Raw genomic sequence first — 11,653 nt, 5'->3', positions numbered from 1 at the left:
CTTTTGCCTAATACTCATAATAATCACCCAATAACACCCATACCGGCTCTTATGTCTTATGTCTTATGTCTATTGTCTACCCCTCACTTACTCTTATAAAGATGGCTCAAAAGCGCAAAACATAATATAAAACTCATAATAAATCCAAACCATGACAATAGCGGAATTCCCCATAATAGGTATCCAACACGTCCATGGGCTAAAATACTAGCACCTACCCCAAAAGTCATCGCTAAGATTGACAATAAAAACTTATTGCCCATACGATGCAAAATCAGCTGAAGGTTGTCAAAATCCTGCATTTTGTGGTTAACGGTTATTTTATCATCTTTAACTTTCTCAAGAATAGTTAAAAGATCCAACGGAACCTCCGTTAATACATCCTTTGCAAATTTTGCCTTCTCCTTTAATTGTCCCAAAATATATTCTGAAGAAAATTTTTGTGCAGCAATTTTCTTTGCAAATGGCTCAATACTTTCAGGAACATTTAACTCTGCATCCAACTGCCTCCCTGTACCTTCCAAAATCGATACTCCCCGCAATAAAATGTAAATAAAATCAGGAAGTAGAATATGATTGCTTTGCAAAACGATATTCAATTTTTGTAGCATCACTGAAATCTCAATATCATCTAATGCATTCTGCTTAATCATTTCAAAAATTTCATAAGCATCACGCTCTAAACGTCTTTCATCCTCTATATGATGGGCTACTGCAAGTCTTTTAATATTCTTGATTAAGCTCTTTGCATCATTTGCCAGGAAATCCAAAACCATAGACTCTATTATCTTTCTGTCTTCTGGAATCATAAATCCCATCGCTCCAAAATCAATAAAGACAATCTGGCCACGCTTATTTACGAATACATTGCCTGGATGTGGATCTGCATGAAAGAACCCATGCATAAGAACTTGTTCCAAATATAAATCCAAAACATTCTGAAGGACAGATTTTGTGTAAAGTCCGTACTTTTCAAACCCTGATATATCATTTACCTTAACCCCGTCTATAAATTCCATACATATCAAGGTATCCGTACTATATTTCCGGTAAACCTTTGGGACATAAACGTCTTTGTTCTCCAAAAAATTCCGCCTAAATCGCTCTATGTTATTTAATTCATTGGTAAAGGATAGCTCATTTAATAATGAGCTCTCGAATGAAAGTGCAATTTGATAAAGGTTCATTTTATAGACAACCTCATATTTCCTTTGCAATAACTTTACAAGATCTTTAATAAAGTCAAGGTCGGCTTGAATTATTTCATCAATTTCTTCACGCTTTACCTTTAAAACAACTTCCTTCCCATTGAGAAGCGTTGCTCGGTATACCTGGGCGATAGATGCAGATGCAATAGGCTTAGGATCGATGGAAAGAAAATGCTCATCAAGGTTAACTTCGAGCTCATTTTCCAATCTCTTGCGGATATCTATATCTTCTTTTGCAACATCATCCTGCAATTTCACCAACTCTTCCTGCAGATCCTTGGGTATAATATCTGGCCTATTGCTTAAAAGCTGACCCAATTTTATAAAGGTTGGACCAAGTTCCTCCAATGCCAGGCGAACTCTGATATTAAAATCTTCCTCGAAAACCTTACGTGCATGGCTATTCCAGAATAAAAAGCTGTCTGGCAAAATCCGATCTAAATTCGACCTCGAAATAACCTCATCAAAACCATGCTTTGACAATATTTTTAAAATCTGTCCTACACGTTTTATTTTTTGAAACCCATTGATATGCTTCATCAATTTCTCCTTATACATTCATTAAACAATACATTCTAAAAATTGATTGTTAGATCCTTTATCTATTTTCAATCCATAATACTGCCAGATCATCATTAATCCCTTTCAAATAGCCCTGCTTTTTCACCTTCATTACTTCTATTTGATTAATATAATTTCTACAATATTCAACGTATTTCAACAAATTCAATTATATATTAGCTATTATTCTTATTTCATTTTGACTTATTTTTCCTTTTTAAGGAAATGAATAATAATCCCCTAATTTCTCCTTGAGAACCAGTGATTTCAATTTATTCATTTTTTTCTCGAATTATAATAAATTAAGCTAATTTTTCTCGTAAATTTAGTCACTAACTAATCTAAATATGATTAAAGAAAGACTTGCTTCTACCAATGGTAGACGTGATGAAGAACCGAATATTGAATTGGCTCAAGAAATTGTTCAGAAACAGGATAACCATTCAATTTCTGAACTAATTAAACTGATGAATAGTAAACAGAAAGAACTTCAAAACGACAGCATTAAAGTACTTTATGAAATTGGTGAATTATCCCCTGCTTTGATTGAAAATTATTTAGTTGAATTTGTAGAAGCTTTAAAAAGTAAAAACAACCGTTTACAATGGGGAGCAATGACGGCCATAAAAACAATCTCTAGGATAAAACCATTAGAAATTTCCGAAAATATATTGACTCTAGAGCAGGTCGTGGAGCAGGGGTCGGTTATCACTCGAGATAATTATATAGCTATACTTGTCAATTTTTTAGATATACCAGAATTGCAAGAACGTTCTTTTAATTCGCTTATAAACCAATTAAAAGAATGTCCAACAAATCAACTTCCTATGTATGCCGAAATGGCATTACCAAAAATTAGAAAAAACAACTCTTCTCCATTCAGTTCAGCGATTGCTAACAGATTGGATGAAATTGAAAAAGAAAGCAAACGTAAAAGACTTGAAAAGGTCCTTAAAAAATTAGGTAGAAATTAGAAACCTTCAAACTTTTGTGTATGTTAGTGTAAGAGTTCAACAATATCGTTGAAGCCCTTTTGCTTTGCATGCTCAATAGCATAAATACCATCCTTATCAGGAATGTTCTTATCTGCCCCAGCTTTTAATAAGATATTAACAATCTCAACATAATCTTTACTCCCATCTCCTAGAACCACGGCCTCCATCATCGCAGTCCAACCTAGTTTATTAACATGATTGATGGGGAAATTTTTAGTATGTGCTAACAATCGAACAACCTCAACATGTCCCTTCTCTGCTGCAGGAATAAGCGCAGTACCATGATACCGATTGTAAACATCAAAACGTGCCCCATAAGCTAAATATAGCTTAACCAAATCTAAATATCCTGATGCCCCAGCATATAAAAATGGACTGTTCAGTAGTTCATCTTGTTGATTTGGATCTGCACCCCTCTTTACCAATAAGGCAGCCAACGAATAATCATTTTGATAGGTTGCTATCATTAATGGATTTTGTGCCTGCTCATTAACTTCATTCACATTCTCTGAATTAAGGTATTTTTCCAGAAAGCCGGTGTCCCCTCGCTTAACCGCACTCTCTATTTCTGAATCCAATTTCATTTCTACTTTTCTATGTGCTATATTATTTTCAATAAAGAAAACTCCTAAAACCGCTTTTATTTAAATTTCTCCTTAAACCAATTTTATCCACTTATTTCAATTCCTCAATTACAATCTTTAATTCTTGTAAAATTGCTTTTCAAGCCTTAAAACTCATTAAATATATTTAATTTTTCCTTTACATCACAGTTAACTGATATCTATATTTTATTGTAGAGATTTAGCTATAAATCATGTATGAAAAAACAATTTGTTTAAAATTTTCATTTATTAACATAGATCAATGCCCAACCTTTTTTAATTAGCAATCTTTGCAGTATTGAAAGAAACGAAATAAAAATTATACAATATGAAAACTATTTTAAGCCTTTTGGCATCCCTATTTTTAATTAGCAATATCGCTTTTGGACAAACTAAATGGTCTGTTGACCCTGCCCATTCAAATGCTCGTTTTGAGATTAAACACTTAGGTATCTCTTTTGTTGATGGTGAATTCACAAAGTTGGCTGGTAATGTTGAATCTATTGATTCCACAAACTTCGATAATGCTACAGTAAATTTCGATATTGATGTAAATAGCATCGATACTAGAATTGAAGCTAGAGACAACCACTTGAAAAGCGATGATTTCTTCTCCGCTGAAAAATTCCCTAAAATGACCTTAAGCAATGCTAAACTGAAAAAAGCAGGCAAAGGAAAATTTAAATTAACAGCTGATCTGACGATTAAAGATGTGACAAAACCTGTAACCTTTGATGTTGTTCAGAATAATGGTGTGATTATCGACCCTTGGGGTAAAACTCGTGCCGGATTCACCGCTAAAACAACAATTAACCGCTTTGACTACAACATTAAATATGCTGATAAAACACCTGCAGGAATTGATGCAGTTGCCCCTGAAGTGGCTATCACTGTAAATGTTGAATTGGTTAAAAACTAATTTTATTGAGATTCATCTTAAAATCACAATAACTTTAAATAATAAAGGATGGCCATTTCTAGCCATCCTTTTTATTTTATTTAACTATATTAGTTTCAATATTTTAAATCCAAATCATTACCATGAACCAACTATTAGCTAACCGTTTTAGAGAAGTTATTCTCCATGGAACTTGGATTGCAAACACCAATTGGGAAATGGAACTCTCAAATGTTAATTTCCAAATGGCAACAATTAAATATCTTTCCTTAAATAGTATTGCCGACTTAACCTACCATATCACCTACTACATCAAAGGAATCAACCATTTCTTCAAAACAGGTAACCTGGAAATTAAAGACAACCTAAGCTTTAACCGACCAGAAATACTTTCCGAAACAGACTGGCAACTTCTAAAAACTGAACTCTTCAACCAAGCTGAACTATTTGCGCAGCATATAGAAAGCCTTTCTAAGGAAACCCTCGAAAGCGATTTCTTCGACCCTAAATACGGAACCTATCTCCGTAACATCGAAGGCCAAATAGAACATAGTTACTATCACCTCGGACAAATTGTGATTCTCAAAAAACTTTTAAACTCTTAACAGCCTTCTCGGCTCTGCTCTTATTTCTTAAGTCTAAATCTCCTTGTCTCTTCTTAAAAATCCCATCGGGATGTCATATCTATAGCCAGACCCTGCGGGTCTGGAAAATGCGTTAATTCCAAAACAACTCCGTAGGAGTGACATGTTAGCTAGGGGTTTTTAGAAATAGTTTCCAGAGCTTTAGCTCTGGAATGACACGCATATCGTTGATGAGGAGGGGCGATTTTCGGGGGAATTAAGTTGCGGCGTGCCGCAACTTAATTCCCCCGAAAATCGCCCCCTAAAAAAATAAGCTTCTGTCATTCCAACGCTTCAGCGTTGGAAACCATTTATCTCTTTTGTCTTTTGTCTAATGTCTTATGTCTAAGACTTTTGCCTATCTTCTACTCCCCCGTTTCTTCCTCATAACTCCAAGAAACTAATCGTTCCTGGAAAATCCTGGAAATCTTATTGAAGTAGCGTTTATGTTTATATCCCATAACCCACTGAATTCCTTCAACAGCATTGGTACAAAAAATCTCATCAGCAACTTTCATAATCTCGGGCTTAATCTCCGCTTCGACAACTTCAATCCCCTGCTCCTGTGCAATATCCATGACTACTCTACGCATAACACCTGCAATACAGCCTTCAGAAAGTGCTGGTGTATACAGCACCTTATCATAGTAAACAAAAATATTGGACACCAAGGCCTCACATAAATTTCCAGACTGATTTAAAATCAAAACCTCATCAAATGCATTTTTCTTCTTAAATAATCCGGCCATCACATAAATCAATGCATTATTTGATTTAATCTTAGACAACTCACTATAAGGCTTTTTATACTCCGTATATACATCGATGATTAATCCGGTCTTTTTATCTCTTAATGTCTCTGGTTTGCGGTCTACCTGCAAAATAAATCCAGGTTTATTGGTCTCAGGACTGTAAAGTCCTCCTCCATCACGAAATACAATTAATCGAACCCGAGCTTGCTGACCAACCATATTATTCTTCCGCAAAAGCTCTTCTACTCTTGAACGTACAAAAAAGGAGTCAAACTGATCCACGTCTTCAAAATGAAGCATATTTAAGCTTTCGTGCAAACGTTCAAGATGCAGATCTAAAAAACGAACATCGCCGTCTTTCCAAAGCATGGTTTCAAAAATCCCGTCCCCGTAACGAAATGCGCGGCTATCTACGTCTAGAATAGCCATATCTTGAGGTACCACAGTACCGTTGTAGTTAATGTAATGTGCTGGCATAAATTTTTAAGAATCTAACTTTGATTATTTGAGCTGTAACTTCTCCATTTCTCTAATGCTAAACGGAAATCTTCCGGCATTGGTACTTCAAAATGCAAAAATTCCTTAGATTTTGGATGAATAAATCCTAAACTCTTGGCATGCAAGGCTTGACGTGGCAGCAAACTGAATGTATTTTCAACAAACTGCTTATACTTACTGAATGATGTCCCTTTCAATATCTTATTTCCACCGTATGATTCATCATTGAACAGTGGATGTCCTATTGATTTCATATGTGCTCGAATCTGATGGGTACGTCCTGTCTCTAATTGACATTCTACCAATGTGACATAACCCAAACGCTCTAAAACACGGTAATGCGTAACAGACCACTTACCCTTCTCCTCATCATCATACATATCCATTATGCGACGATCTTTCATATTTCGTCCAATATATCCGGTAACTGTCCCATCTTCTACTAGATCACCCCAAACCATTGCGACATACTTCCTCGCAATACTATGTTCATAAAACTGCTTCGCCAAAAATGTCATTGCCCATTCATTCTTCGCAATGACCAATAATCCTGAGGTATCTTTGTCTATCCGGTGGACCAATCCAGGCCTGCCCGTATTCCCAGGTAATGTAGGTAATTGGTTCAAATGGAAAGTCAATGCATTTACCAAGGTTCCTGTATAATTATTAAATCCAGGATGAACAACCATCCCTGGCTCTTTATTGACAAGTAATACATCATCATCCTCATAGATTATATCCAAAGGGATATCTTCTGGATAGACTTCTGTATCTCTTGGTGGATCTGGCAATACAACGGTTATGATATCATATGGCTTAACTTTATAACTCGCTTTAACCTCTTTATCATTAACTTTGACTGTACCTGCATCAATAGCATTTTGAATACGGTTTCTTGAAGTATTTTCAACCCTATTCATCAGAAATTTATCTATGCGTAATAAAGCTTGTCCTTTATCAGCAACAATCCTTAAATGCTCGTAAAGCTCCTGTTCGTCTTGTTCGTTGTCCAGATTATCAACCATCCTGCAAAAGTAGCATTTTTATAATCATTCTGATTCCTGAAAGAAAAAAGCATAATTTTATCCCATGACTATTCCTTTTCAGATTTACAGCCCAGTAGAAGAAATCGTTGACCCCTTTCTTCTCAATAAGGAAATATCTTTATTTATTAAAAGAGATGATAAAATTCACCCCTTTATCTCAGGTAATAAATGGCGTAAACTAAAACATCAGTTAGAATATGCAAAGGAACATAATATCAAGTTTTTAGTGACATTTGGCGGCGCATGGTCAAACCACCTTCTAGCTACAGCTGCTGCAGCAGCCCAGTTTGGCTTCCATGCCATTGCTTATGTCCGTGGGGAACAAATCCGAAACCCAATATTGGATATGTGCCGTATATATGGAATGGAATTGAGATTTGTTGACCGAAATTCATATCGCGATAAAGCTGAAATATTCCGAAAAAACCATAGCGCTGATGAATTCCTTTTTATTGATGAAGGAGGCAAATCTGAGTTGGGATTAATAGGATGTTCCGAAATTGTGGCTGAGTTACCTCAAGAATATGACCATATCTTTGTTGCAGCAGGGACCGGAACTACTGTTGCCGGAATTCAACTAGGCATTCAACAAAATAATAAAGCAACCAAAGTACATGCTGTACCTGTCTTAAAAGGTGCCGATTTTTTGAAGGATCAATTTATTGAATGGAAGATTGACCCTAAAAATATAATATTACACAATGACTATCATTTTTCGGGATATGCAAAAGTTAAACCTGAATTGATTGATTTTATTAAGTCATTTACCTGTAAAACAGGAATCATGATTGAACCAACCTATACTGGGAAATTAATGTATGCTGTTTATGACCTCATTAATAAGGATTATTTTAAGCCGAACAGCAAAATATTGGTGGTTCATACAGGGGGAATTACTGGAATATTGGGTCATTTAGATCATTTTTAAATTTAAAATGACAATATTCTTAAGCTGAAATCACAATATTGTAATACTTTTACATTTTAGAATTCATTCTAAAAACCATCTAAATCAACCCATAGAAACAAAATAAATGGAAATGCGCACTAAGCTATTGTACTTATTAATTTTTATCCTAGCTCAACTTCCATCATATGCGCTTCAAATTGAAATCCATGATACCGTAAGTACGAAGGAACAACGTAATAGCATCCTTCCAACCGCTCATTTATATGATATTGTTGACGGTATAAGAGATATCAACCCATTTAAAAAAAGTGATAAAAAACCATCTGGTAAAAGATCCGCGATTTCATACCTCCCTAATATAAATTATAACCCTTCCATTGGAGCTCAAATTGGAATTAAAGCGGTTGCTGGAAAAGTATTAGGAAATGAACCCAATACAACAATGTCAATTGCTGCTACTGCCCTGAGTGCGACAACTAGAGGAATTATCGTTGGATACCTCCTGCATGATATTTATACCCCAGGTAACAAATGGAATATTAAAGGAGGGGCTATGGTTGCGAAAGCTGTAGGACTTGATTATGGCCTGGGAATTGGGGGAACTATTGAAAATCCGAATGAAGAAGAATTAATCCTTAATAACCCTGATAGGCAACGGTATGTCAATAAATACATGGCATACACCATAAATGAAAGAGTTTATAAACAATTATTCCCCGGTGCTTTTGTTGGTTTAGGGGTATTCTTCGAGCTTAAGAGAAACTTGAGTACCATCGGAAGCCAGGAGAACATGTCTCCAGTGGAAATATATAGCCGCTGGAATGACTTTGACCCTACCCGGGTTAATAACAATGGATTTATGGTCAACATGCAATATATGACTAGGGATAATCCTAATTCCGCTTATAAAGGCTATTATTTTGATATGGTTCTCCGAATGAACCAAACTTGGCTTGGCAGTACTCATAATGCATATCAATTACAAACTGACTTAAGGAAGTACTGGCAACTATCAACTGACCATCCAAACCATGTATTTGCTTTCTGGAATTTTGGATCCTATAACCTTGGAGGAAAGCTTCCTTATATAGATCTACCAGGAACTGCGAAAGATACCTATGCCAGAAGTGGTCGTGGATATACCATGGGGTATTTTAAAGGGACATCATTTTTCTATTCGGAAATTGAATATAGATATCCAATTTTAAGAAATCAATTCTTAAGTGGTGTCGTATTTGCCAATGTACAAACTGCAAATGATTTGATGGGCACCAACCTGTTCAAAAAATGGCAACCTGCGGCTGGTGCAGGTTTAAGAGTATTATTCAACAAAGCCACCAGAACAAATCTATGTATTGACTATGCTTTCGGAAAATTCGGACAGCACGGCTTATTCTTAGGTTTGAATGAAGCATTTTAAAAGTCTATATATCAGAAACATATAAATTATATTTATTCATGTCTAAAAATAAGGTTGCACTTATAACCATCGCAAGTATATTATCATTAATAAACAGCCAAGCACAGGAAGTTAATACTGATACCAGCATTAACGAAATCGTTCCTATTGAGATCAAAGCTCATTTTAATTCGCAAAGTATGCTTGATTTAACCAGTGCTGCGAAAGTAGTTACCAAGAAACTTTTGGAATCTCAAGCACCAAATAGTTTCTTAGGCGCAATCAATACAACAACCGGCCTTAGAATGGAAGAAAGATCTCCGGGAAGCTACCGTTTAGCATTACGTGGTAGTATGCTCAGATCTCCTTTTGGCGTTAGAAATACTAAAATTTACCTAGATGAAATTCCTTTCACAGATGCTAGCGGAAACACTTACCTCAATATCTTAGATCCAGTTGGAGTCAATGCAATTCAGATCCTTAAAGGACCGGACGGATCCCTTTTCGGACCTAATTCAGGAGGTGTTATTCGTTTTATTCCTGAAGGATTTGGGCCAATAAATAATGAAAAATCCTTAATGTTATCAAGTGGTTCTTTTGGATTATTCCACGAACAATTGCAAATAAACCATCAGGTTAACGAGAATTATAGTTTTTCTTTCGATCAAGCCTATTTACGCTCAGATGGGTATAGACAGCACACGGCTATGGATAAATTGTTTTTCCAAACTGCACATCAATGGAAATATAATCAACAAGGTAAACTTAAATTTTTTGGCCTCTATGCTGATTTAGGATATCAGACACCCGGAGCACTGACCCAACTACAATACGATGAAGATCCTACCCAAGCAAGACCTGCTGGCGGACCATTCCCTAGTGCAAAAGATCAAAAAGCAGCAATATATAATAAAACTTGGATCGGAGGAATTACCAACGAGTACCAGCTAAACAAGAATCTAAAACATGTAATTTCCATTTTTGGAAGCAGCACAGATATAGAAAATCCCTTTATTACCAACTATGAACTTCGTGATGAAAAGAATATTGGCCTAAGGACTTACCTATCCTATGAAAATCAAGAGAAAGAAAACTTCCTTTGGGAAATGCAATTAGGTGCTGAAGCTCAAAAAGGTTGGTATCATGTCAAAAACCACGAAAATGACTTAGGGGTAATGGGCACCCTGACAGATGATGATAATTTAGAAAATGGACAACATTTCTATTTCTATCGTCTAAAAACCAGACTTTATCATAGACTCACCGCTGAAGGTTCCATTGGATTGAATTTCAATACCATAAATTTTAAAAGAAACATTCCTGATGAAGGACAGGTAAATGGAAAAATTGATTTTAACAATGCCTGGATGCCGCGAGTTGGACTTTCTTATGCCGCATTAAATAATCTTTCTATTAGAGCATCTATCTCTAAAGGATATTCCACGCCTACAATTGCCGAAGTACGATCCTCTGACAATAAGATAAATCAAGATCTTCAAGCTGAAACTGGAATTAATTATGAAGCAGGAATCAGATATGAAAGTAAAAATAGAAGATTTATAGCAGATTTATCTGCATATAACTATCAAATGGATAATGGAATCATTAGACAACTGAATGAATCTGGAAGTGAATATTTTGTTAATGCCGGGAAAATAGATCAAAAAGGCATAGAAGCTAATATTCTTACTCAATTGATCAGTTCAGAGTACAGCAACTTTCTAAAGGGATTGATACTTTCTTCAAACCTAACTTATCAAGACTATAAATTTAAAGATTATGTCATCGGTGACAATAACTTTAATGGAAACAAGGTCACTTCAGTTCCAAATTGGATTTGGGCAAACACCCTGTCATTTAAATTTGTTAAAAACATAGATATTAATTTATTACATAACTTCACATCAAGCATCTCATTAAATGATGCAAATACAGTAAACGCTGATAAATATCACATTCTCCAAGCAAAGGTATCCTGGTTAACACCCATCACAAATAAATATAATCTTCAAATTTTTGCTGGGGCAGACAACTTGCTCAATGAAAAATATAGCCTTGGAAATGATATAAATGCAATGGGTAATCGATATTTTAATGCAGCTCCAACAAGAAACTTCTATGCTGGAATTAAGGTGATTTTATAGTTTTTGGATAATTC

The 11,653-nt window shown here is 35.4% G+C and carries 10 protein-coding genes; 6 read left to right on the top strand and 4 right to left on the bottom strand.

All coding sequences use genetic code 11. The features are described from left to right. Nucleotides 1–83: 83 nt before the first annotated feature. Nucleotides 84–1,766, bottom strand: coding sequence for an ABC1 kinase family protein (locus E0Y80_RS12510; RefSeq protein WP_231596041.1), 1,683 nt, complete (start codon nucleotides 1,764–1,766; stop codon nucleotides 84–86). 350 nt (nucleotides 1,767–2,116) lie between these two features. On the opposite strand from E0Y80_RS12510, the gene E0Y80_RS12505 reads away from it, so the two are divergent. Beyond that, on the top strand, nucleotides 2,117–2,743 hold the full coding sequence (locus E0Y80_RS12505) for a hypothetical protein (RefSeq protein ID WP_156308012.1): 627 nt from the start codon (nucleotides 2,117–2,119) through the stop codon (nucleotides 2,741–2,743). Nucleotides 2,744–2,766: 23 nt separating this feature from the next. Here E0Y80_RS12505 and E0Y80_RS12500 read toward each other — a convergent pair whose 3' ends face one another. Continuing rightward, a complete protein-coding gene (locus tag E0Y80_RS12500) occupies nucleotides 2,767–3,348 on the bottom strand; it encodes an ankyrin repeat domain-containing protein (protein WP_156308011.1) in 582 nt (193 codons plus the stop codon). 349 nt (nucleotides 3,349–3,697) lie between these two features. Between E0Y80_RS12500 and E0Y80_RS12495 the strand changes: the two genes are divergently transcribed. Beyond that, nucleotides 3,698–4,288: a YceI family protein gene (locus E0Y80_RS12495; RefSeq protein ID WP_156308010.1), complete on the top strand. Its 591-nt coding sequence runs from the start codon at nucleotides 3,698–3,700 to the stop codon at nucleotides 4,286–4,288. Between the two features lie 122 nt (nucleotides 4,289–4,410). Next, on the top strand, nucleotides 4,411–4,872 hold the full coding sequence (locus E0Y80_RS12490) for a DUF1572 domain-containing protein (RefSeq protein ID WP_156308009.1): 462 nt from the start codon (nucleotides 4,411–4,413) through the stop codon (nucleotides 4,870–4,872). Nucleotides 4,873–5,255: 383 nt separating this feature from the next. Here E0Y80_RS12490 and E0Y80_RS12485 read toward each other — a convergent pair whose 3' ends face one another. Together E0Y80_RS12485 and E0Y80_RS12480 are read right to left on the bottom strand one after the other, a co-directional pair. Beyond that, nucleotides 5,256–6,119: an aminotransferase class IV gene (locus E0Y80_RS12485; RefSeq protein ID WP_156308008.1), complete on the bottom strand. Its 864-nt coding sequence runs from the start codon at nucleotides 6,117–6,119 to the stop codon at nucleotides 5,256–5,258. Nucleotides 6,120–6,133: 14 nt separating this feature from the next. Then, nucleotides 6,134–7,165 (bottom strand): RluA family pseudouridine synthase, encoded by a 1,032-nt coding sequence (locus E0Y80_RS12480; RefSeq protein ID WP_156308007.1) that lies wholly within the window; start codon nucleotides 7,163–7,165, stop codon nucleotides 6,134–6,136. Between the two features lie 64 nt (nucleotides 7,166–7,229). On the opposite strand from E0Y80_RS12480, the gene E0Y80_RS12475 reads away from it, so the two are divergent. The 3 genes from E0Y80_RS12475 to E0Y80_RS12465 all read left to right on the top strand — a co-directional run bounded on the left by E0Y80_RS12475 (nucleotide 7,230) and on the right by E0Y80_RS12465 (nucleotide 11,639). Further along, entirely contained in the window at nucleotides 7,230–8,114 is an 885-nt protein-coding gene (locus tag E0Y80_RS12475) for a 1-aminocyclopropane-1-carboxylate deaminase/D-cysteine desulfhydrase (RefSeq protein WP_156308006.1), read from the top strand. Between the two features lie 112 nt (nucleotides 8,115–8,226). Beyond that, the gene (locus E0Y80_RS12470; protein WP_197091585.1) at nucleotides 8,227–9,516 is read left to right on the top strand and encodes a BamA/TamA family outer membrane protein; all 1,290 of its coding nucleotides are present in this window, start codon (nucleotides 8,227–8,229) and stop codon (nucleotides 9,514–9,516) included. 38 nt (nucleotides 9,517–9,554) lie between these two features. Then, on the top strand, nucleotides 9,555–11,639 hold the full coding sequence (locus tag E0Y80_RS12465) for a TonB-dependent receptor (RefSeq protein WP_156308004.1): 2,085 nt from the start codon (nucleotides 9,555–9,557) through the stop codon (nucleotides 11,637–11,639). Nucleotides 11,640–11,653: the final 14 nt, after the last annotated feature.

The organism is Sphingobacterium endophyticum (assembly GCF_009733535.1).
Classification (GTDB): Bacteria; Bacteroidota; Bacteroidia; order Sphingobacteriales; family Sphingobacteriaceae; genus Sphingobacterium; species Sphingobacterium endophyticum.
This window is presented reverse-complemented; position numbering and strand designations above follow the sequence as displayed.

Bases quoted from the DNA above. Each gene is read 5' to 3' on its own strand.
- E0Y80_RS12505 (WP_156308012.1), top strand. From the start codon at position 2,117: ATGATTAAAGAAAGACTTGCTTCTACCAATGGTAGACGTGATGAAGAA.
- E0Y80_RS12500 (WP_156308011.1), bottom strand. From the start codon at position 3,348: ATGAAATTGGATTCAGAAATAGAGAGTGCGGTTAAGCGAGGGGACACC.
- E0Y80_RS12465 (WP_156308004.1), top strand. From the start codon at position 9,555: ATGTCTAAAAATAAGGTTGCACTTATAACCATCGCAAGTATATTATCA.
- E0Y80_RS12470 (WP_197091585.1), top strand. From the start codon at position 8,227: ATGCGCACTAAGCTATTGTACTTATTAATTTTTATCCTAGCTCAACTT.
- E0Y80_RS12485 (WP_156308008.1), bottom strand. From the start codon at position 6,119: ATGCCAGCACATTACATTAACTACAACGGTACTGTGGTACCTCAAGAT.
- E0Y80_RS12495 (WP_156308010.1), top strand. From the start codon at position 3,698: ATGAAAACTATTTTAAGCCTTTTGGCATCCCTATTTTTAATTAGCAAT.
- E0Y80_RS12510 (WP_231596041.1), bottom strand. From the start codon at position 1,766: ATGTATAAGGAGAAATTGATGAAGCATATCAATGGGTTTCAAAAAATA.
- E0Y80_RS12475 (WP_156308006.1), top strand. From the start codon at position 7,230: ATGACTATTCCTTTTCAGATTTACAGCCCAGTAGAAGAAATCGTTGAC.
- E0Y80_RS12480 (WP_156308007.1), bottom strand. From the start codon at position 7,165: ATGGTTGATAATCTGGACAACGAACAAGACGAACAGGAGCTTTACGAG.
- E0Y80_RS12490 (WP_156308009.1), top strand. From the start codon at position 4,411: ATGAACCAACTATTAGCTAACCGTTTTAGAGAAGTTATTCTCCATGGA.